The sequence below is a fragment of the Pseudomonas sp. AK-TSAG1-1 genome (genome assembly GCF_056821665.1).
In genome coordinates, this window is record NZ_CM165965.1 from 1732620 (window position 1) to 1756144 (window position 23525).

14 protein-coding genes are annotated in these 23525 nt (G+C 60.4%); all 14 read left to right on the forward strand.

The genetic code is table 11. The annotated features are described in order from the left end of the window. Window positions 1-357: 357 nt before the first annotated feature. The 14 genes from AC1UK9_RS07940 (at window position 358) to AC1UK9_RS08005 (ending at window position 23313) form a co-directional block, all read left to right on the forward strand. The gene (locus AC1UK9_RS07940; protein ID WP_473014818.1) at window positions 358-1917 is read left to right on the forward strand and encodes a sigma-54-dependent transcriptional regulator; all 1560 of its coding nucleotides are present in this window, start codon (window positions 358-360) and stop codon (window positions 1915-1917) included. A 309-nt stretch (window positions 1918-2226) separates the two neighbouring features. Continuing rightward, window positions 2227-2967, forward strand: coding sequence for a flagellar basal body rod protein FlgF (locus AC1UK9_RS07945; RefSeq protein WP_473014819.1), 741 nt, complete (start codon window positions 2227-2229; stop codon window positions 2965-2967). A gap of 45 nt (window positions 2968-3012) precedes the next feature. Beyond that, window positions 3013-3798 (forward strand): flagellar basal-body rod protein FlgG, encoded by a 786-nt coding sequence (gene flgG, locus AC1UK9_RS07950; protein WP_003222804.1) that lies wholly within the window; start codon window positions 3013-3015, stop codon window positions 3796-3798. 52 nt (window positions 3799-3850) lie between these two features. Continuing rightward, entirely contained in the window at window positions 3851-4546 is a 696-nt protein-coding gene (flgH, locus tag AC1UK9_RS07955) for a flagellar basal body L-ring protein FlgH (RefSeq protein WP_007965503.1), read from the forward strand. Between the two features lie 27 nt (window positions 4547-4573). Next, on the forward strand, window positions 4574-5662 hold the full coding sequence (locus AC1UK9_RS07960) for a flagellar basal body P-ring protein FlgI (RefSeq protein WP_161794916.1): 1089 nt from the start codon (window positions 4574-4576) through the stop codon (window positions 5660-5662). Between the two features lie 11 nt (window positions 5663-5673). Next, a complete protein-coding gene (gene flgJ / locus AC1UK9_RS07965) occupies window positions 5674-6960 on the forward strand; it encodes a flagellar assembly peptidoglycan hydrolase FlgJ (protein WP_482579804.1) in 1287 nt (428 codons plus the stop codon). A 24-nt stretch (window positions 6961-6984) separates the two neighbouring features. Further along, window positions 6985-9030, forward strand: a complete 2046-nt coding sequence (gene flgK / locus AC1UK9_RS07970) for a flagellar hook-associated protein FlgK (protein WP_473014820.1) — start codon at window positions 6985-6987, stop codon at window positions 9028-9030. 13 nt (window positions 9031-9043) lie between these two features. Next, a complete protein-coding gene (locus tag AC1UK9_RS07975) occupies window positions 9044-10612 on the forward strand; it encodes a flagellar hook-associated protein 3 (RefSeq protein ID WP_025113520.1) in 1569 nt (522 codons plus the stop codon). 108 nt (window positions 10613-10720) lie between these two features. Continuing rightward, window positions 10721-14314, forward strand: coding sequence for a glycosyltransferase (locus AC1UK9_RS07980; protein WP_482579805.1), 3594 nt, complete (start codon window positions 10721-10723; stop codon window positions 14312-14314). A 313-nt stretch (window positions 14315-14627) separates the two neighbouring features. Next, complete coding sequence (tssI, locus tag AC1UK9_RS07985; protein WP_482579806.1) at window positions 14628-16643, forward strand: type VI secretion system tip protein TssI/VgrG; 2016 nt, start codon at window positions 14628-14630, stop codon at window positions 16641-16643. Next, the gene (locus tag AC1UK9_RS07990) at window positions 16624-17511 is read left to right on the forward strand and encodes a DUF4123 domain-containing protein (protein WP_482579807.1); all 888 of its coding nucleotides are present in this window, start codon (window positions 16624-16626) and stop codon (window positions 17509-17511) included. The genes tssI and AC1UK9_RS07990 overlap by 20 nt, the downstream gene beginning before the upstream one ends. Continuing rightward, the gene (locus tag AC1UK9_RS07995) at window positions 17508-20906 is read left to right on the forward strand and encodes a toxin VasX (protein WP_482579808.1); all 3399 of its coding nucleotides are present in this window, start codon (window positions 17508-17510) and stop codon (window positions 20904-20906) included. The genes AC1UK9_RS07990 and AC1UK9_RS07995 overlap by 4 nt, the downstream gene beginning before the upstream one ends. Continuing rightward, the gene (locus tag AC1UK9_RS08000; RefSeq protein WP_482579809.1) at window positions 20899-22077 is read left to right on the forward strand and encodes a hypothetical protein; all 1179 of its coding nucleotides are present in this window, start codon (window positions 20899-20901) and stop codon (window positions 22075-22077) included. Before AC1UK9_RS07995 ends, AC1UK9_RS08000 begins: the two co-directional genes overlap by 8 nt. Before the next feature lie 48 nt (window positions 22078-22125). Further along, complete coding sequence (locus AC1UK9_RS08005; RefSeq protein WP_482579810.1) at window positions 22126-23313, forward strand: hypothetical protein; 1188 nt, start codon at window positions 22126-22128, stop codon at window positions 23311-23313. Window positions 23314-23525 lie beyond the last annotated feature (212 nt).

Sequence of the window (23525 nt, forward strand, 5' to 3'; positions counted from 1 at the left end):
TCAGAATTACCTGAGAGTAAGGAGGGATGCAGCAGGTTGAAGGTGCTTCTTGTAGGAAAATTCGCCGGATTTCGTAAAAAAATCGTTACGCTTTGATGGGTATCTCGCGTTTGCGGTGATTTTCGGGTTTGAAAAGGCTGGTGGCTGTCACATAATCTTGACAATTATCTGCGCGCCACCTCAGAAACATCTGATGGTGCGCCGCAACTTGGCCCGGCACTTTCCATTGTGGGAGCGGGCTTGCTCGCGAAGAGGCCCTGTCAGCCACCTCATCAGTAGCGGCCCACCGCTTTCGCGAGTAAGCCCGCTCCCACAGGAGTCGTGCCGCACTTACTTTTCTAGCGTCGGGGCGTTTTTATGCGTATCAAAGTCCACTGCCAGAACCGCATCGGCATCCTGCGCGACATCCTCAATCTGCTGGTGGAGTACGGGATCAACGTCGCGCGCGGCGAGGTGGGGGGCGAGCACGGCAATGCGATCTACCTGCACTGCCCGAACCTGATCAACATTCAGTTCCAGGCGTTGCGGCCGAAGTTCGAGGCGATTGCCGGCGTGTTTGGCGTCAAGCGCGTCGGGCTGATGCCTAGCGAGCGCCGGCACATGGAGTTGAATGCGTTGCTCGGTGCGCTGGAATTCCCGGTGCTGTCGATCGACATGGGCGGCTCGATCGTCGCGGCCAACCGTGCCGCCGCGCAGTTGCTCGGGGTTCGCGTGGATGAGGTACCGGGGATTCCGTTGTCACGGTATGCCGAGGATTTTGACCTGCCGGAACTGGTGCGCGCCAACAAGTCGCGGATCAACGGCATGCGCGTCAAGGTCAAGGGCGACATCTTTCTCGCCGACATCGCGCCACTGCAATCGGAGCACGACGACAGCGAAGCCATGGCCGGCGCGGTCCTGACCTTGCACCGTGCCGATCGCGTTGGCGAGCGCATCTATAACGTGCGCAAGCAGGAACTGCGGGGCTTCGACAGCATCTTCCAGAGTTCCAAAGTCATGGCGGCGGTGGTGCGCGAAGCACGACGCATGGCGCCGCTGGATGCGCCGCTATTGATAGAAGGCGAAACCGGCACCGGCAAAGAGTTGCTGGCGCGCGCCTGCCACCTCGCCAGCCCGCGCGGGCAGTCGCCGTTGATGGCGCTCAACTGCGCGGGGCTGCCGGAGTCGATGGCCGAGACCGAGCTGTTTGGCTATGGCCCCGGTGCTTTCGAAGGGGCGCGAGCCGAAGGCAAGCTCGGCCTGCTGGAGCTGACGGCGGGCGGCACGCTGTTCCTCGATGGCGTGGGTGAAATGAGCCCGCGCTTGCAGGTCAAGTTGTTGCGCTTTCTGCAGGATGGTTGCTTCCGCCGGGTCGGCAGTGATGAGGAGGTGTATCTGGATGTGCGGGTGATCTGCGCGACCCAGGTCGACTTGTCCGAGCTGTGCGCCCGCGGCGAGTTTCGTCAGGACTTGTATCACCGCTTGAACGTGCTTTCGCTGCACATTCCGCCGCTGCGTGAATGCCTCGACGGTTTGACGCCGCTGGTTGAGCACTTCCTTGATCAGGCCAGCCGCCAAATCGGTTGTTCACTGCCCAAACTGGCGCCGGCGGCGATGGATCGCCTCAGTCACTATCACTGGCCGGGCAACGTGCGGCAGTTGGAGAACGTGCTGTTTCAGGCGGTTTCGCTGTGCGACGGCGGCACGGTCAAGGCTGAGCATATTCGCTTGCCGGACTATGGCGTGCGTCAGCCGCTTGGCGATTTCTCGCTGGAAGGGGGGCTGGACGAGATCGTCGGGCGCTTCGAGAAAGCGGTGCTGGAACGACTGTATTCCGAGCACCCGAGCAGTCGGCAACTGGGCAAGCGGTTGGGGGTTTCGCACACGACCATTGCCAATAAGCTGCGTGAGTATGAGGTTGGCAAAAGCGAGTCATAGCGCGCGAACACATGGCCTGTGACGATCTCTTCGCGAGCAGGCTCGCTCCCACTTTGAAAGGCAATCCCTGTGGGAGCGAGCCAGCTCGCGAAAGCGGTGGTCCAGGCATCCTCTCTGTCAGGCTTTGCCACCAAGCGGCATAACACCGCCGGTTTTTCGACTTCGATACATTTCAAATTTCCCCTCACTTGCCCGCAAGTCCTTTGTTTACCGGGCCGCAAGCCGCCAGAAAAAAGTTGGTCTGCAAATTGCTTATGGCTCAGCAGTACAGCGGTGGGCGGCAAACGTCCGGCATGCAGAGGAAAGAGTGTGGACAAGTACCTTTATGTGGCAATGACCGGCGCCAGTCAGAACGCACTGGCGCAAAAGGCGCATGCCAACAACCTGGCGAACATCTCCACCAATGGTTTTCAGCGCGACCTGGAGCAGGCGCGTTCGATGCCGGTGTTCGGTGACAGCTTTCCGGCGCGTGCGTTTGCCATGAGCGAGCGGCCCGCCACCGACTTCACCGCAGGTTCGCTGGTGCAGACCGGGCGTGACCTCGACGTGGCCGTGACCGGCAACGGCTTCATTGCCGTGCAGAACCCCAACGGTGGCGAAAGCTACGTGCGCACCGGCAGCCTCAACATCGACGCCCTTGGCGTGCTGCGCGCTGGCAACGGCATGGCCGTGATGGGTAATGGCGGTCCGATCGCCGTGCCGCCAGAGCAGCAGGTCGAAGTCGGTGAAGACGGCACCATCAGTATTCGTGCGATGGGCGAAGGCCCGCGCGTCATGGCGGAAGTCGACCGGATCAAACTGGTCAACCCGGACATCAAGAACCTCAACAAAGGCCTCGACGGCTCGATCTACACCAAGGACGGCCAGCCGGCGCCGGCCGATGCCAATGTCAAACTGGTGTCGGGTTTCCTTGAGTCGAGCAACGTCAACGCCGTGGAAGAAATGACGTCGGTGCTGGCGCTGGCCAAACAGTTTGAATTGCACGTCAAGATGATGAACACCGCCAAAGACGACGACCAGGCCATGGCTCGGGTCTTGCAGATCAGCTAATTATCAGAACGTCGCGCCGTAAAACAGGCGCACGAGGAGAATCGAATGCTTCCGGCTCTATGGGTTGCCAAAACCGGTCTGTCCGCCCAGGACACCAACCTGACCACCATTTCCAACAACCTGGCGAACGTTTCGACCACGGGTTTCAAACGTGACCGCGCCGAGTTCCAGGACCTGCTGTATCAGATCAAGCGTCAGCCAGGCGCCCAGTCGACCCAGGACAGCGAACTGCCGTCGGGTCTGCAACTGGGTACGGGTGTGCGCATCGTCGGCACCCAGAAAAACTTCACTGCCGGCAGCCTGCAAACCACCGAGCAGCCGCTGGACATGGCCATCGACGGTCGCGGTTTCTTCCAGATCCTGCAGCCGGACGGCACCACGTCCTACACCCGTGACGGTACTTTCCATCTCGATTCCAATGGCCAGATCGTCAACGCCAGCGGTTTCGCCCTGGAACCGGCCATCGTCATTCCGAACAACGCCCAGAGCTTCACCGTCGGCACCGACGGCACGGTGTCCATCACCGTTCCAGGCAACCCGGCCGCTCAGGTGATCGGCAACCTGCAAACCGCCGACTTCATCAACCCGGCCGGTCTGCAAGCCGTGGGCAACAACCTGTTCCTGGAAACCGCTGCTTCCGGCGCGCCGCAAATCGGCACCCCGGGCCTGAACGGTTTCGGTACCACGCTGCAGAACACCCTGGAAGGTTCCAACGTCAGCACCGTTGAAGAGATGGTCAACATGATCACCACTCAACGTGCCTACGAGATGAACTCCAAGGTGATCTCCACCGCCGACCAGATGCTCTCGTTCGTAACGCAGAATCTGTAATCAAGTCTATGGGGCGGCCATGAGGCCGCCAGCAACACCGTGAGGTAGGGTCATGAAACGCTTCGTATCTGTTCTGGCATTGGGTGGGGTCGTCTCGCTCGCGGGCTGCGTCGCACCGACGCCCAAGCCCAATGACCCTTACTACGCCCCGGTGTTGCCGCGCACGCCATTGCCGGCTGCGGCCAACAACGGCTCGATCTATCAGGCCGGCTTCGAGCAGAACCTGTACAGCGACCGCAAGGCGTTCCGGGTCGGTGACATCATCACCATCACCCTGAACGAGAAGACCCAGGCGAGCAAGAACGCCAACTCGCAAGTGGCCAAGAACAGCAAGACCGGCATCGGCCTGACCTCGCTGTTCGGCGGTAGCGGTACCACCAACAACCCGTTGGGTGGTAACGACCTGAGCCTGGACGTCGGCTACAGCGGCGACCGTGCGACCAAAGGCGACAGCAAGGCGGCGCAGGGCAACACCCTGACCGGTTCGATCACTGTGACCGTGGCCGACGTGCTGCCTAACGGCATCATCGCTGTGCGCGGCGAGAAGTGGATGACCCTCAACACCGGCGACGAGCTGGTGCGGATCGCAGGTCTGGTGCGTGCCGATGACATCGCGACCGACAACACCGTGTCGTCGACCCGTGTCGCCGATGCGCGCATCACCTACTCGGGCACCGGTTCGTTTGCCGATGCGAGTCAGCCAGGCTGGTTCGACCGTTTCTTCCTCAGCCCGCTGTTCCCTTTCTAGGTGGCGACTTTGAATTTCAAGAGCCTCATGCTGGCTGCGGCCCTGTTGTCCGCAGCCTTTGGTGCCCACGCCGAGCGGCTGAAAGATATCGCCAGCATTTCCGGCGTGCGCTCCAACCAGTTGATCGGTTACGGCCTGGTGGTCGGGCTTAACGGCACCGGCGACCAGACGACGCAAACCCCGTTCACCCTGCAGACCTTCAACAACATGCTCTCGCAGTTCGGCATCAAGGTGCCGCCAGGGTCGGGCAACGTGCAGCTGAAAAACGTCGCGGCGGTGTCGGTGAGTGCCGATCTGCCGGCGTTCGCCAAGCCGGGTCAGCAGGTCGATATCACCGTGTCTTCCATCGGTAACTCCAAGAGCCTGCGCGGTGGCACCCTGTTGCTGACCCCGCTCAAGGGTATCGACGGCAACGTCTACGCCATCGCCCAGGGCAACCTGGTGGTCGGTGGTTTTGACGCCGAAGGGCGCGACGGTTCGAAGATCACCGTCAACGTTCCGTCGGCCGGTCGGATCCCGGGCGGTGCGTCGGTGGAGCGTTCGGTGCCGAGCGGTTTCAACCAGGGCAACAGCCTGACGCTGAACCTCAACCGTTCCGACTTCACCACGGCCAAGCGCATCGTCGACAAGATCAACGACATGCTCGGCCCTGGCGTGGCGCAAGCCATCGACGGCGGTTCGATTCGTGTGACGGCGCCGCTCGACCCGAGCCAGCGCGTCGACTATCTGTCGATCCTGGAAAACCTCGAAGTCGATCCGGGGCAGGCGGTGGCGAAAGTCATCATCAACTCGCGCACCGGCACCATCGTCATCGGCCAGAACGTGAAAGTCTCGCCGGCCGCCGTGACCCACGGCAGCCTCACGGTGACGATCACCGAAGACCCGATCGTCAGTCAGCCGGGTCCGCTGTCCAACGGTCAGACCGCTGTTGTGCCGCGTTCGCGCGTCAATGCTCAGCAGGAAGCCAAGCCGATGTTCAAGTTCGGCCCGGGTACCACCCTCGACGAAATCGTGCGGGCGGTGAACCAGGTCGGCGCGGCACCGGGTGACCTGATGGCCATTCTCGAAGCACTGAAACAGGCCGGCGCGTTGCAAGCCGACCTGATCGTGATCTGAGGGCGGCGACCATGGATATGCGCAAAGGCAGTCTGGTGGGTACGGGCGATTCGGGTTCCTACTCCGACCTCAATCGTCTGAACCAGCTCAAGGTCGGCGACAAGAACAGCGATGCGAACATGCGCAAGGTGGCGCAGGAATTCGAATCGCTGTTCCTTGGCGAAATGCTCAAGTCGATGCGTTCGGCCACCGAGGCGTTGGGTAAAGACAACCCGATGAACACCCCGGCCGCCAAGCAGTATCAGGAAATGTACGACCAGCAACTGGCCGTCTCGCTGTCCCGCGAGGGCGGTGGTATCGGCCTCGCCGACGTGCTGATGAAGCAGATGTCGAAGAACAGGCCGTTGGCCCCGGGTGAGGCTGCGGCTGCGTCTGCCGCCAAGCAGGAAGCCGCGAAAGCCGCTGCCGTGCAGACACCGATTGCGGCCGGCACGACCGCCACCAACGGGCCGTTATCGCGACTCAATGGCGAGCGTCCGTTGTGGGCATCGCGCTCCGGGCATGTCTCCAATACCGAAGCCTCGCACAGCAATGACATGGCGATGATCAACAAGCGTCGCCTGGCGCTGCCACCGAAGCTGGCGGACCGTCTGCTCGCAGGTCTGGTGCCGTCGGCCACGCCGACCACGGCCAATGCATTGCCACAACGCGCCGCGACCACGGCTGCCACCGGCGCTGGCCCGCTGTACAACGGCGACTGGCTGACCCGTGCCGAAGACGCGAAAGCGTCCGGCGGGCAGATGCAGATTTACGGCCGGGCGATGGCGCAGATTCCGCTGGCTCCGGCCAAGCGCGCCTTCAGCTCCGCCGACGAATTCGTCAACACCATGCTGCCGATGGCCAAAGAGGCCGCCGCTCGAATTGGCGTCGATCCGCGTTATCTGGTGGCGCAAGCCGCGCTGGAAACCGGCTGGGGCAAATCGGTCATGCGCGCCCAGGATGGCAGCAGCAGTCACAACCTGTTCGGCATCAAGGCCAGCAGCAACTGGACCGGCGATTCGGCGCGGGCGATCACCAGCGAGTTCCGCAACGGGCAGATGGTCAAGGAGACGGCCGAGTTCCGTTCCTACGCCTCGTACAAAGACAGTTTCCACGATCTGGTGACTTTGCTGCAGACCAACAATCGCTATCAAGATGTTGTGAAGTCGGCCGATAACCCAGAACAGTTTGTACGCGAGTTGCAAAAGGCCGGTTACGCGACCGACCCGAACTACGCGACGAAGATTTCGCAGATAGCCAAGCAGATGAACAGTTTTGAAAACTACGCTGCGGCGGGCGTTTCCACCCAGCCTTTATAAGGCACAAGGTATAAGGTCTGAACCATGAGTTTGCTCAATATCGGGATGTCGGGACTGGCGTCCAGCCAGGCCTCTTTGGCTACGACAGGCAACAACATTGCCAACGTCGACACCGCCGGTTATTCACGTCAGCAAACCGTGCAGGGCACCAAGTCCTCGCAGCAGTACGGCAGCGTTTTCATCGGCACCGGTACCACCCTGGCCGACGTACGCCGGGTCTACAACTCCTATCTGGAAACGCAGTTGCACACCGCGACATCGCTTAACAGCGAAGCCGCCTCGTACCTGGCCCAGGCGACGCCACTGGACGCCACGCTGTCGGACACCAACACCGGCCTGACCGGGGTGCTGCAGAAGTTCTTCACCTCGATGCAGGGCGTAGCAACTTCGGCAACCGACGACACCTCCCGTCAATCGGTGCTGACCGGCGCGCAGGCGCTGGCCGGTCGCTTCAACACCATCGCCAAACAGCTGAACGACCAGAACACCAGCATCAATGGCAGCCTCGGCGACATGACCGCCCAGGTGAACAAGCTGGCCACCTCGATTGCCAATCTGAACCAGAAGATCGGCGAGATTTCCAGCGGCGGCGGTGCACCGAACGACCTGCTCGACAGCCGTAACGAAGCCGTGCGTCAGTTGTCCGAACTGACCGGCGCACAGGTTGTCGAGCGCGGCAGCAGTTTCGACGTGTATATCGGCAGCGGCCAGCCTCTGGTGATCGGCAACACCACCAACACGCTGAGCACCGTGCCGAGCAAAGACGACCCGACGCGCATGGCTATCCAGATGGATCGCGGCTCGAGCACCATGGACATCACTTCGGCAATGACCGGTGGCGAAATCGGTGGTCTGCTGACGTATCGCACAGATGTGCTCGACCCGTCGCTCAACGAACTGGGGCGCGTGGCACTGGTCGTCGCTGATCAGATCAACAGCCAGCAAGCCCAGGGCATCGACAAGAACGGTGACTTCGGCGCAGCACTGTTCAACAACATCAACAGCGCCGCGCTGGTCAGCCAGCGCAGCATCGCGCAGGCGGGTAACAGCGCAGGCTCGGGCAACCTCGATGTCACCATCAAGGACACCGGCAAGCTGACCACCAGCGATTATCAGGTGACGTTCACCAGCGCCACCGATTACAGCGTCAAGCGCTCCGACGGTACCGACCTGGGCACGTTCAGCACGACCACCAATCCGCCTCCGGTGATCGACGGCTTCAGCCTGTCGCTCAATGGCGGTGCGTTGAGCGCTGGCGACAGCTTCAAGGTAACGCCGACCCGCAACGCGGCGGCGAGCATTCAGACGGTGCTCACCGACCCGAAGAAAATCGCAGCGGCCGGTCCGTTGACCGGTGTGGCCAGTGCAAACAACCTGGGCACTTACACCCAGCCGACGCTCAGCGACAAGATCGACATCTACAACCCGGCCGCGCAGGCTGACATGCAGGCCGCGCTGAAGAACTCGACGCCGGTCAAGCTGGTGTTCGATACAGCCAGCGGTGGCAGCCAGTCCTACACCATGCTCGATGCCAAGGGTAACTCCATCGGTACCGGCACCATTGTTCCAGGGCAGGCCAATACCCTGAACCTGAAAGTCGGCATCCTCGATGCCAACGGCAACAAGGTCATGGACAACAGTGTGGTGCCGCCGGTGCAGAAAACCTTCACCGTGCAGACCACCGTGGGCGGCACGCCGAAGGCCGGCGAAAGCTTCACCATGAACCTGACCGGGGCGGCCTCGTCCGACAACCGTAACGCGCAATCGCTGGTGGCTCTGCAAACCAAGCAGACCGTCGACACCGGTTCGGCGAGCAAGGGCATCAGCCTGACCGACGCCTACAACAAGCTGGTGACCAACGTCGGCACCAAGGCGGCGCAAGGCAAGTCCGACAGCGCTGCCACTACGCAGATCCTGACGCAGGCCCAAGGTGCGCGCGATTCGCTGTCCGGGGTCAACCTGGATGAAGAAACCGGCAACCTCGTCAAATACCAGCAGTACTACACCGCCTCGTCGCAGATCATCAAAGCTGCGCAGGAAACTTTCAGCACGCTGATCAACAGCCTTTAAGGAGTCGTAATCCATGCGCCTTTCCACCGCCCAGTATTACGGCACGCAAGCGGCTGACTATCAGCGTAACTTCAACAAGGCTGTCGCCACCGCGAGCGAGGCCAGCAGCCTGCAGCGCATCAATACCGCGGCTGATGATCCGATCGGCGCCGGGCGCTTGCTGCAATTGGGCCAGCAGGCGGCGATGCTGGATCAATACACCACCAACATCAACAGCGCCAAGAGTGCGTTGACCGTCCAGGAATCCACGCTCGACGCCATCACCACGGCGTTGGGGCGAGCCAAGGAACTGTCCCTGGCCGCGAACAACGGCACGGCCACCGACAAGGACCGCCAGGCTTACGCGTCGGAACTGGGGCAGATCCAGCAACAAGTGCTGGGCCTGATGAACTCCAAGGACGCTGACGGCAACTACCTGTTCTCCGGCTCGAAAACCGACACCGCACCGTATGCGCAGAACGCCGACGGCACCTACACCTACAACGGTGACCAGACCACCATCAATCTGGGCATCGGCGATGGCATGTCGGTCGGTACCAACACCACCGGTTGGGATGCCTTCCAGCAAACCATCAACACCGGTCGCACCACCACCAACATGACCGCTCCGGCGGTGGATGACGGGCGCGTAGTGTTGTCCAACGGGACCGTGGGCACCGTTGCCACCTACAACTCCAAGTTCTCCGGTGGTCAGCCGTACACCGTCAGTTTCGTCAGCAGCACCCAGCTGAAAATCACCGATGCGCTGGGTAACGACGTGACTTCCGAAGCCAGCCAGAACGGCGCGGTCGTCAACACCACCGGAACCAACCAGACGGTGAGTTTCCGTGGCGTCGACCTGAAGCTGAACATCAACCTGAAGACGGGTGACACCAATCCGGACGCAGTCATTGCCGGGCACAGCTTCCAGTTGTCGATGACGCCTGACTCGTTCACCACCGCACGCAGCCCGGGCAACCCGTCTACTGCGGTGATCACCGGTTCCACCATCACCGACCAGGCGGCCTACAACAACGCCTTCCCGCAGGGCGGAGCGGTGCTCAAGTTCACCAGCGCCACCGCTTTCGATCTGTATGCGGCGCCAGTTACTGCAGACAGCAAACCCGTGTCGTCTGGCACCGTGGCGGGCGGCAACGCGACTGCTGCGGGCGTGACCTTTGCGCTGGGCAACACGCCGGCCGCTGGCGATCAGTTCTCGATCCAGTCGAACAATCACCAGACCCAGAACGTGCTCGACACCCTGGGCCAGATGATTACCGCGATGAATACGCCGATCGATGGCGATCCGGTTGCCAAGCAGAAGTTTCAGGGTGTGATGGAGGCCGGCCTCGGCAACATCGACGCGGCCACCAACCAGATCGGCGCTTCTGTCACCACTATCGGTGCCCGTGGCCAGTCGCTGGATATGCAAACCGCGACCAACCAGAGCCTGAGCACGGCGAACACCACGACCCAAGGCTCGATCCGTGATTCGGATCCCGCCGAAGTCATGACCCGCCTGACCCTGCAGCAGACCATGCTGCAAGCAGCGCAGTTGGCGTTCAGCAAGATCAGCCAGTTGGGTCTGTTCAACAAGATCTGACGGTTAGCGGGCGCGTGAGCGCCCGTTTGTTCCATCCCCAAGCAATGTTTTTTAGCGGTTTCAAGGGCTCGCTTCACCGAGCGGGCTCGTACCGCCTGTGAGCCCGCCGTGAATTCACTCCCTCTCGTCAGCCTTGTCATTCCCGCCTTCAATCCACGCTTTTTCGAGCGGGCATTGCGTAGCGCTGTCGGCCAAGGCTATGGCCATCTGGAAATCATCGTTTGCGATGACAGTCGCGGCGTCGAGATCGAAAACATTGTCGCGAGTGTCAGCGAGGAGACCGGCGTTGCCGTCCGTTATGTCCGCAACCCGCGCACGCTGGGCCTGGTCGGCAACCTGAAAGCCTGTCTGGATCAGGCGCAGGGCGAGTTCATCAAGTTTCTGTGTGACGATGATCTGCTGTATTCCGCCTGTATCGAGCAGCAGGCGCACGAGATGCGCCGTGATGAGGTCAGCCTGGTGCTGGCGCAGCGACTGCTTTGGGATGCGAACGACATCATCCTGCCTGCGCGGCTGGAAAACACCTCGCTGTCGCCGGTCAGTGGCCTGTTCAAGGGTGACGATCTGCTGGCGATATTCGAAAAATTCCCGGTCAACGTTCTCGGTGGATTCAGCAACGCGCTGTTTCGCCGCGCCGACGTCGCCGAGCTGCTTCCGGCATTGACCGAGGAGGGTTGCTGCTTCGTCGCCACCCTGGATTTCGCCTTGTACGTCTGCCTGCTGCGCCGCGGCAACCTGGCGGTATCCAACAATGTACTGAGCGCCGAGCGTCTTTATCCGGAGCGGCTGAGCGCGCAACAACCGATGAAGGATGCGATGGACGTCGAGCGCGAGTGGCTCTCGCAAATGCTCAAAGTCCGCAGCGGTGAGTCGGCGCCTGCGCCAGGCTGGGTGCGTTATATCCCGTTGGTGAAGGCTGATGAGTCGCCAAGGGTTTGGGAAGAGTTGCCGTTGAGTCGTACCCTGGGTACCCGGCAGAGCCGTCAGGAGTGTGGCGTCGGCGTCGACAGCCTGAGTTTCGGCGAACTCTACGCGCAATGGCTGGAGTGCCGGGTGCTGACCGAAGGACAGCGCACGTTGCTGCCGGAAACCATCGCCAACTGGTCGCACCAGCCGCGGATCGTGCCGATCATCATCGACGGCAAAGGCAGCCGCGATGGCCTGGAACGTACGCTGGAGGCCCTCGCCAATCAGGATTACCCGCCGGAACTGGTGCTGGTCCTGTCCGCAGCCTGTTGCGAAGCGCAACTGGATGGGCGCGTGTTTCATCTGCCACTGCAAGGCGACGGGCTGGAACAGCTCAATGATTTGCTGCCGCAGCTGGAAGGTGCCGACTGGTTCTACCTGCTGCAGCCAGGCGATCGTCCGGTGACCACGGCGTTGCTGATCATGGCCGACCGGATCGCGCATTCGCGGTCTTTCACGTGCCTGTACAGCGACGAAGGCAGTCTGCGCAATGGCGAGTCGGCAGAGCCTGCGTTCAAGCCGGATTTCAACCTCGACCTGATGCGCAGTTATCCCTACGTCGGGCGGGCTCTGGCGTTCAAGCGCGAGCGGGTTCTGGCGCTGGGAGGCCTGGAGGCGGACTTTGCACAACTGGCGCCTCACGACCTGCTGTGGCGCATGGTCGAGAGTGACGGCACTCAGGTGATCGGGCATATCGCCGAAGTGTTGCTCGAATCGAAATTCGATCTGTCCCGGTGGCTCACCGACCCAGGTGTCCTGGAGCAGAATCCGCGGGTGCTGGATGCGCATCTGCAGCGCCTGGGGATTGCCTACGAGACCCGGCGTGAAGGTTGTGAGCTGCTCAATCGGGTCGACTATCGCCATGCCCGTCGCCCGTTGGTGTCGGTGATCATCATCGCTCAGGATCAGACAGCTGCCTTGCAGCGTTGTGTCGAAACGCTGCTGGAAAAGACCGCTTACACCGAGTACGAAATGCTCTTGGTCGACGGCGGCAGCGAGAGCGCCGAGGCGCAGGCGTGGCTCGACGGCATGGGGCAATTGGGCGGTGACCGGATACGCGTGTTGCGCTACCCGCAAAAGAACAATCCCGCTGCCATTCACAACTTTGCCGTGGGCCAGGCGCGCGGCGAGTACGTGCTACTGCTCAATGCCTTTGCGGTGATCACTCAAGCCGACTGGCTCGACGAATTGCTTAATCACGCACAGCGCCCGGAAGTCGGGGTGGTTGGCGCCAAGTTGTTCAATCCGGACGGCGGTGTACTGCATGCCGGCCTGATTCTCGGCTTGCAGGGACCGGCCGGGTTGCCGTTCTTTGGTCAGCCGATGCAGTCGGAGGGCTATATGTTCCGGCTGCAGGCGGTGCAGGACCTGAGCGCTGTCGGCGGTGACTGCCTGATGGTGCGCAAGTCGGTCTTCAAGGAGGTCGGGGGCCTCGACGAACAAGACTTGAAGGCCGCGTACAACGTCGTGGATCTGTGCCTGCGTGTGGGTCGCGAAGGTTACCTGGTGGTGTGGAATCCGCATGCCAGGCTGGCCGTGGGTGCACGCCCGAGCACTGTGGCAACGAGCGATGAGCAGCAACAGCACGAACGCGAGCAGGATACGTTTTACCAGCGCTGGTTGCCGCAGATTGCCCGCGACCCGGCGTACAACGTCAACCTCGCGCTGCAAGGCGTCGGTGCCACCAACTTCAGCCTCGAGCCGGGTCTGCTGACCGGTTGGAGTGCGTTTTCCAGGTCGAACCTGCCCAATGTACTCGCGGTGCCGATCAATGCGTCGGCCATCGGCCATTACCGCATGAGCCAGCCGATGATCGAGCTGGTGGCGGCCAATCGGGTCGAAGGGCGCGTCTGCTACGGCTTGCCGTCGATCGTCGAAATCGAGCGTCAGGCCCCCGACGTGATCGTGCTGCAAGGGCGCTACTCGGAGCATGCCATCGATGAAATCCCGCCTCTGAAGAAATACTTCAGCGCCCGGCGTATTTTCGAGCTGGATGACTATGTCATCGACGTTCCTCATCGCAATGCCCACATCCGCAACATGCCGAGCAAGCAGGACATGGAGCGCATGGTGCGTCGGGCGATCGGCCTCTGTGATCGAGTGGTCGTGTCCACTCAACCGCTGGCTAATGTTCTGTCGGACATGCACCACGACATTCGTGTGGTGCCGAACATGCTCGCCAAGGACCTCTGGAGCAACCTGCGCAGCCGTCGGCGCACGTCGAAGAAACCACGCGTTGGTTGGGGCGGTGGCACCAGCCACCACGGCGACCTGGCAGTGATCGCCGATGTCGTGCGCGAGCTGGCCAATGAAGTCGACTGGGTATTCTTCGGCATGTGCCCGGATGACCTGCGGCCGTACATGCATGAGTTCCATGGCGTGATCGGGCTGGACGTGTATCCGGCGAAACTGGCCAGCCTCAATCTGGATCTGGCCCTCGCACCGCTGGAGTTCCACATCTTCAACGACTGCAAGAGCAACCTGCGGCTGCTGGAGTACGGCGCATGTGGCTACCCGGTGATCTGCACCGACACCGAGGCCTATCGCGGCTACCTGCCGTGCACGCGGGTCAAGACCAACACCACCGATGAGTGGTTGCAGGCGATTCGCATGCACCTGGCCGATCCGGATGCCAGTTACCGCATGGGCGACGAGTTGCGTGAGGTGGTGTTGCGCGATTACGTGCTGCGTGGCGATAACCTGCGCTACTGGGAGAATGGCTGGCTGGCGGACTGATTTGCCTGCTGGTATCAAAAACTCGACCTTTCAAGTCAATGCCAGTCAGCCTCGCTGACTGGCATTTTTGTTTCTGATCGCACGCTTCTGTGATTGATTTGAAATACGTAGTGTGCTCCGCGGCTCAATCCGATGGTCATCACCAGCGCTTTGGTTGGAGAGGCGTAATCAGCGACCTGTCTTACAGGTACCAGCGAAGCTCCCTACATAAAGTCATCACCCTCCTTGTTACCGTGCCCGCCAATACTCGCGAGCACGAACCACGGACGGTTTGGACATCGCGCTCTTTTCCTATTTGCTTAAGGATAAGCGTATGTTCCGGCCGGCCAATGCCGCGCATTTTGTGTTGCAGATTCCTGCAATCCGTCACGACTTTCAGGTGCTGGCCTTCAGTGGCACCGAAGCGATCAGCACCCTCTACGGCATCCGGGTCGAACTGGTCAGCGAGCACCCTGATTTCGATCTGGAGAGTGTGCTCGGCCAACCCGCGTTTCTGCAATTCGGCCATCGCGGCGAAGGCATTCACGGGCATATCGAAGACGTCTTGGTCGGTGAGGCCGGCAAGCGCCTGACCCGCTATCACCTGACGCTGGTGCCAGCGCTGTATTACTTGCAGTTCAGCCGCGATCAACGGATTTTTCAGCGTCTGACCGTGCCGCAGATCATCGCGCAGGTGCTCAAGGGCCATGGCCTTCAGGCCGATGCGTTCAGCTTTCATGTCAGCACCAGCGCTGTTCGCGAATACTGCACGCAGTACGCCGAAAGTGACTACGAGTTCATCCAGAGGCTATGCGCCGAGGACGGCATCGCCTGGCATCATCAGCACTCGGCGGACGGGCATCTGTTGGTGTTCACCGACGATCAGGTGTTCCTGCCCACACTCGGTGCCACGCCCTATCAACAAGACTCGGGTATGGTCGCGGAGCACCCGGTGGTCAGCCGCTTCAGTGTGCGCAAAAGCACGCGCACCAGCACCGTTACCCGCCGCGACTATGACCTCGAACGTCCGAGTCTACTGCTGGAAAGTAGATTCACCGCCGACTTCACCCCGGTGCTGGAGGACTACCGCTACCCGCTGTTGATCGAAAACGAAAAGCGCGGCAAGCAACTGGCCCGGCAGGCACTCGAGCGCTATCGCAGCGACTATGAACTGGGCGAGGGGCAGAGCGATCAGTCGAGCCTGCGCTGCGGCCACCTGTTCGAACTGACCGAGCACCCGCGCAAAAGCCGCAATGACCTGTGGCTGTTGCTCAGCGTGTCTCACACTGGCCGACAGCCCCAGGTGCTTGAGGAATCGATTACCAGCGACGCGAAAGACACCGCCGGTTTCACTCAGGGCTATCGCAACAGCTTCAGCGCGATTCCCGCCGAGGTGGTGTTTCGCCCGCCATTGCCAGCGCCTCGCCGGCCGCTGGTCAGCCAGACCGCACGCGTCACGGGGCCCGCCAACGAAGAAATCTACTGCGACGAATATGGTCGCGTGAAGTGTGAGCTGAGCTGGGACCGTGCTGAATTCAACAGCGAACGCAGCAGTTGCTGGATTCGTGTTGCATCGAGTTGGGCCGGTGAAAATTTCGGTTCGGTGACCATCCCGCGCATCGGCATGGAAGTCGTGGTGACCTTTCTCGAGGGCGACCCGGACCAGCCGCTGATCACCGGTTGCGTGGCCAACAAGGTCAAGTCCCCGCCTTACGTCTTGCCCGAGCACAACACCCGAACCGTGCTGCGCAGCCACAGCTCACCGCACACCGGCGGCTACAACGAACTAATGATCGAAGACCGCGCCGGCCAGGAAAAAATCTACCTGCGCGCCGAACGTGATTTCGAACAACTGATCCTCAACGACAGCCGCAACCAGATCCGTCGCGACCGTTTCGAACAGGTCGACCACCACAGCACCAGCCTGATCAAGGCTGATGAACGGCACACCACTGACGGTGCGCGCCACACGGTGATCGGCACCGATGACGTGCTGAGCGTCAGCGGCAACAGCAGCACCACGGCGCAAGGCACGCTGGTGATTCAGGCCGGCCCGCATGCGCGGCTCACCGCCAGCCAAGTGGTGATCGATGCCGGTACGAGCCTGACGCTGACGGCGGGTGGGCATCACCTCGTGATCAATGCGGCCGGGATCTTCAGCAGTGTGGCCATCGTCGAGGGCGGTGTGCCGGTGGTCGGAGTGGCGGCGTTGTCAGCGCTGCCAACTGCCGCAATCACCCCTCAAGCCCCCGTATTAGCGCAATCGCAGCGTCTGGCCCTGTTGGCCAAAAGACCGATCTGCGCTGTTTGCGAAGCCGCTCAACAGCAGCGTGGAGAAGCCGATGCTTGAATTACCTTCCTTACCCGATGATCTGCCATGGTCGGTGCCGGCTTACTTGCTGCTGGATGGTGTCAGTGTCCCCAACCTGCCCCAATGCCTGCGCCGCTGGGACAATCCGGTTTATTGCCTCTATCAAGGCACACGCTGGCAGGAGCTGGCAGATATCTCGCCGTACTTGATCACGCTCAAAGGCGCAGACGATCCGCTGCTGACGTACTTTCAGGAAAACGCCGCGCTGGAATGGGGCTTTCTGCTATTCAGCGATGTCGATGCGCTGACGCTCTGCAAACACTGGCGTTGTCTGCTCACCGTCAAACATCCGAGCGCAGTGGAGGTCATGCTGCGTATCGCTGATCCAGCGGTCATGCATCCATTGCTCGACCTTGCGCAGCAGGCCAATAGCGCGCGCTGGTTTGGCCCCGTCCAGCAGCTGTGCCTGCCCGATGGGCTTCAGGCCATCTGGCTTCAACATCAACGTGCAGATCATGCAGCTCCCGACACCTGCAATATCTATCAGTTGACCGAACAGGAACTCACCGCTCTGGGAGAGGCGCAGTTTCATCAGTCGGTGCTCAGCCTCAACAATCACTTGCAGCGGTATTTTCCCGGATTCATGGCGTCCCGTTCGGCCCGGGAACGCCTGCGATTTGCCGAAAAAACAGCACAGGACGCCTATCAACAAGGCTTCACCTCAGAACAGGAAGTCACGCTCTACGCCAATGTATTTGGCTACCTGGCCGGGCAACCCTTGCAGAGCCACCCGGACATTGTCGAGCTGCTGACAGTGCCGTCGCAGCAATCCCCGATGAGCCGCGTGCAACGCGCCGCCGAGCTGGCGCATGAGCGCTCGATCCAACAGCCGGGAGACTTGCCATGACCGCCGCCGCCAATATCGCTGCCCTCACCAAAAGCGCCCAAGACATCCGCTCACCCATGGGCCAATGTCCCTTGATGAGCGAAAAAGTGCAGTTGCTGCCGCTGCGCTACGGTCTGGTGGCAAACCTCGATCCCTCAGCCGAACTGAGCGTGCCGCTCAAGCTCGACAGCCAGCCTTTGGGCATACGGCTGCTGCGTGACGGTTACCTCTACATCATCGATAGCGGCAGCGGTTACCTGCACGAATACCGCATTGAACAAGGGCAGATCAGCAAACTGGTGTGGAAAGGCCAGGAAGTGGCCAGCGACACACGCACCACGTCGGTTGGCGAGCCGCAATTGGTTTTCCCCCGGCAACACACGTTGTTCGCCAGCTATTCGGAAATCCAGTGGACGGCCTACAAATGTTCGCAAGTGCTCAAGGACGCCACTGAGCGTGAGCACTGGATGCAACGCGTTGAACTGGCGAGTGCCTGTCCGGACAAGGGCGGCACGAACCTGCTGAGCCAACGTCAGGCGAAAACCTGGCTGGCCGAGGTCGCTGAAAAAACTGCGCCAATCGATCTGCCCGAAGGCGCCAATCCGCAAGAGCGCCAGCCCTACGTCTGGGAGGACGCACCGTTGTTCAAGGGCACGGCAATAGAAACCCTCACCAGCCAAGTGCTGGGGGCGTATCAGAACGATTACCTGTTTCTGGTCTTGCGCGACGACTTCGGCGTGATGCGCGATCTGGCCAGTGCCCAACTGAACATCGCAGACTGGCTCGATCAATGGAGCAGCGATGATGCCGCCCAGCGTCAGTACCTCACTGGCGCCTACATTCAGTCGTTGTACGAGATCAGCCCGGCACGCCTTGAGGCACTGGCCAGCACCGACCTCGATGTCAAAGCCCTGAAGGATGAAACCAACGCTGAGCAACAGGCGGCCGTTCAGGACTACCTGCGGGCCAAGCGTGACCATGTCGGGCCGCCAATCGTTGGCGACGAGGCGCATTGGCGAAAAGCGGCGATGAGCGATCCGTACGCCCGCGCTGCCGTCAATTTGCAGGACGCATTGGGCGACGCGCTGTGGCAAAAACACCGGGGCACGATCACTGCACTGCACTTGCAAACCTGGGAGGCGCTGTACGGCAAGGAGATCGGCCAACGCGGCATCGATCACCTGATCAACCGCAGCGACATGCAGGCGTTCGTCAGCCGGCAGCAAACCCTGCTGAGCCATTGGCACAAGCGCTTGCAGGCCATTCGTGAAGATCGCCTGAACATGATTGTCGCCGGCCACTTTCATCGAGCGGCCTGGTATTACGACTTTCACAACGACGCGCAGATCCGCCATCGCCTGGAAACCGAATTCCTCTGCGTGGCCGCTCTTTGCTGGAACCGCGAAGCCACGGAAAAACTGGCGATCTATCTGGAAAGCAACCTGCTCACCATCGTACCGGGGCTGGACACACTGGCCCTGGCCGATCAGATGGACGTGAGTAAAAAGCTCATGGACCTGAGCAGCTTCTCGATCAAGGTCACTGCGGCGCAGGAAAGTCTTGATGCAGTGGACGTGCTGACCAACCAGTTCAGAAGTTTGATGAATGAGCGGTTACCGAACTTTGCGGATTTGAATACGCGGTTTAGTGGGCTGCAGAGTTTGTTGGATGGGGCGTATAACCCGGCGAGGCAATTGAAGATAGCGGACCGGCTCGATTTGGCGATTCGCGATTTTCGTCTTGGAAGTTCAGTTGATCCCAACAGTTTTATTCGTGATCTCGGCGCGTCGGCACGCTTGCAACTGCTGCGCGAGTTTTCCCGCGGTGGCTTGATTTTGCGAGCGGCGTCAGCCTCTGAAATTCAGGCCTTTACCAAAACTCGCGATACCGCGCTCGACCTGCGTCGTCAGCTCAAGGACAGCTACAAACTGCGCCAGCGCGAGCTGTCGCGGCAAATCCACGGCCTGACCCCACCCGGCAGCGAGCAGGTGCACAACCAGCGGATCAATCAGCTCAGGGCCGCGCTGTTACCGCTGGAGGAAAACCTCAGCCGTGCCCTGACCGTCGGCTCAAGCGGGCCGGGGCAAATCGGCACGGTGATCGATGGCATGGCCCCGGCGTTACGTGAAGAAATGCAGCGAACCGTGCGTGATTTCCGCTCGACGGGGACGTTTGGCAAGCCGATGGTGAGTGCGTTGAAATCCAAGGGCGACGGGATTGCGTTGTTGCTGTTTGTTTATCAGGGGCAGAAGTTTGTTGAGGTGTTGAGTGCGTTTGAAAAGAAAACAGACGGCGCTCTTTCAGAAACGTGGCCCCTCATCGAATCTTTCCTGGGCATGTCGGCTGCTGGTTTTGCGGCAGTGCAAGGCCTCTCGGTGACAATACTTCAAGCGCATATCGAGCAAATGGACAGCGCCGCCGGAAAACTTAATACCATGAGCCGCTTGGGACGCTGGATGGCTGGATCAGGATTCGGAGCGTTCATATTCGGTGGCGTGGCTGCGATAACCGACTCAGGCAAGCACTCCATCCAATGGACTAAAGCACTGGCCGAAGGCAACCACCAAGCCTTGGCCGCCACGACTATTCAAATCGCCGGCGACGCTACCCTCGTAGGCACCAACACCTGGGGCGCCAAACACACGACGTCGATCATCAGTCAGGTTCTGAGAAAACCCGCAGAACTGCGAGCTATTGCCTGGGCCGAAACCAGTCCCCGGCTGCTGGGCATCGCTGCGCAAGCCAACCTCGTAGGTCTGATCGGCACAGCCCTGCAACTGCTGGGCGAAGGCCTCTACAACTATTTCAATCTGGATGCCTTACAAAAGTGGTTGCAGGCCAGCGCATGGGGCACCGCCAACCTGCAACGCAGCCTGCCAGAGGACTGGAGCGCATTGGCAACGGTGGTGCAAGAACCGACCTGCGAGCTGATCCGCGAGGGTAAACGAACCTATTTGCTGCTCATACTGCCCGGCGTCCGCACACGGGAAATGGACAGCCGCCGGCTGCAACTGCTGGCCTATCAGCAAACCCGCGCGGTACCGATCCCCGGCCCCTACAACAGCCAGTTGCCACCCCGGCGCTGGCAGGAATGCAGCGCCGCATGGGCCGCGGTGGCCGAAGTCGTCAGCCAGGAAGACGAGGCACTGACCTTGCACCTACCGATCCCCGATGTCCTGCAAACATCGGATTTCGCCCTGGCCCTGAACATTGGCTACCAATTGGAAGCCGAACGCGATTTGATCCATCGCACCTGTTTTGTCCTGCGCGATCTGCGCATTGCAAGCGAACGTGGTGTACGGTTGCCGGCCCAAGGCCGATTTACACTCGACCCTGTGGAAACCTTGCCCACTGGATTGAGCAAGGCTCCGTACTGGTTGTTCACCCGCGATGAAATGGCGACTGTCGATGTTTAGCAAACTGTTCAAGCGCAAAAAAAAGCCTGAAGCCAAAGACTCGGCACCGGACATTCGAAGCCAGCGGCCCAGTGCGGGCGAACTGCGTATCAAGGGCTTGAACGAGACGTTGTTTCTAGCGCCGTTGCCGGTTTATACCGGCCAGGCGCAGGTGTCTCGGCGTAACTTTTCGGAAATGAACGAGACCTACTTAGAGATAGGGGGGAATAACCGAGGGACGGTTGAGCAGGGGAAGATACTCGCGTTTGGTATCTGGCTTGTTTTGTTTACGGCCTTTGTTTTTCCAAGTCTCGTCATTCTGCATGGAATGCTGTTTTATCCAGAAAACTTCAAAGACCCACTGCAAGATCTACTAATGCTTTTGAAAGTCACGACGTTAGTTTCTTTGGGGGCAGTATTTCCCGTTGGCGCCTTCGTCTACGGCATGCTCTCCAACGTCCGCACCCTCGCCAAAAGCTACCCCGTGCGCTTCAACCGCCAGCGCCGCGAAGTCTGCTACATCGACGACATCACCCATCGCGTCCTCATCGTGCCGTGGGAAAGCGTGGTGGCGTGGGTCGCTCGCAGTCAGGGTGTCACCAGTTACGGCGCCACACGCGATTACACTTTCGGCATGGGGCTGGAGGACGACGAGCACGACACCGTGCAATTCATCCTCTCGGCCCAGCCCAGTGACGCGCATGCACTGGGCATGTGGACGTCGATTCGCAATTACATGGAAGAAGGGGAGTTGGTGGATACGCCAAGCCCCATGCTCGCGGCGCTGGGCATCACCTTGAGTGAGGACGAACTCAAACCGTATGAAGGGCTGCATACGTTTGAAATCGAACGGCTCGACGCCCGATTTATGGGCGATCTCGATGACGGCATGGATGATGACTATCGCAAGCGTTATGGATACCCACAACCCACGAGATGGCCCCTGCGCTGGTGGTACGTCCGTCGCATCCTGACCTTCTGGAAAATGCCCTACCTGATCGCCGAGTGGGCCCACCGCAAGGGCCGCCCGACCCTGCCACACAGCGTGCAAGCCTGGTCGCAACCCCTGCCGCCCGAGCAATGGGCCAAACCCAGCGCGACGCTGCAAAAAGCCAACGCCCGGGTCAAAACCGCGATGGATAAAAAAGGTGTGAATTTCGTCGATGCCTGCAAAGCGGCAGGGTTGCATTGAGCAAGGCCCCGTACTGGTTGTTCACCCGCGACGAAATGGCGACTGTCGATGTTTAGCAAACTGTTCAAACGCAAAAAGAAGCCAGAAACCAAAGACTCGGCACCGGACATTCGAAGCCAGCGGCCAAGTGCCGGCGAACTGCGGGTCAAAGGCTTGAACGAAACCCTGTTTCTGGCGCCGTTGCCGGTTTATACCGGCCAGGCGCAGGTGTCTCGGCGTAACTTTTCAGCAATGAACGAGGTTTATCTGGAGCTGGGAGGAAGTAACCGAGGGATGGTCGAGCAGGGGAAGATACTTGCATTTGGAATTTGGCTCGTCGTATTCATAACCTTTATCGCGCCCACCCTTTTCATCATTTATGGAGTGCTCTTCTATCCAGAAAACTTCAAAGCCCCGCTGCAGGAACTACTCGAGTTCCTAAATTTTATGATTCTGATTTCTTGGGGGGGAATCCTCCCCATCGGCGCCTTCATCTACGGCATGCTCTCCAACGTCCGCACCCTCGCCAAAAGCTACCCCGTACGCTTCAACCGCCAACGCCGCGAAGTCTGCTACATCGACGACACCACCCATCGCGTCCTCATCGTGCCGTGGGAAAGCGTGGTGGCGTGGGTCGCTCGCAGTCAGGGTGTCACCAGTTACGGCGCCACACGCGATTACACTTTCGGCATGGGGCTGGAGGACGACGAGCACGACACCGTGCAATTCATCCTCTCGGCCCAGCCCAGTGACGCGCATGCACTGGGCATGTGGACGTCGATTCGCAATTACATGGAAGAAGGGGAGTTGGTGGATGCGCCCAATCCCATGCTCGTTCTGTTGGGGCTGACGCCTACCGAAGACGAACTCAAACCGTACGAAGGTCTGCATACGTTTGAGATTGAGCGTAAAGGCGCACGCTTCATGGGGTCGTTAGACGATGGCGCCGAAGACCTGACCGCCGAACAGCGCCACCGTTACGGTTACGGCAAACGCACTCCATGGCCCCTGCGCTGGTGGTACGTCCGCCGCGTCCTGACCTTCTGGAAAATGCCCTACCTGATCGCCGAGTGGGCCCACCGCAAGGGCCGCCCGACCCTGCCACACAGCATGCAAGCCTGGTCGCAACCCCTGCCGCCTGAGCAATGGGCCAAACCCAGCGCGGCGCTGCAAAAAGCCAACGCACTGGTCAAAACCGCGATGGATAAAAAAGGTGTGAATTTCGTCGATGCCTGCAAAGCGGCAGGGTTGCATTGAGCAAGGCCCCGTAGGCGTGGCTTAATGAAAGGAATGAATCCATCGCCGGATTTGTTCCTTTTTTAAGCTTCATCATCCGCTGACACAATACCCGCCGAGCTGGCGCGTTTCCTGCAAGTCCCCCTCAAATCGCCATAAAACGAGCGCTCGCGGTCATTGCCCCTGCGCCCGAAACGGCAGAAAGGTTTAGCCAGAAGGCTGCAGAGCTCAAG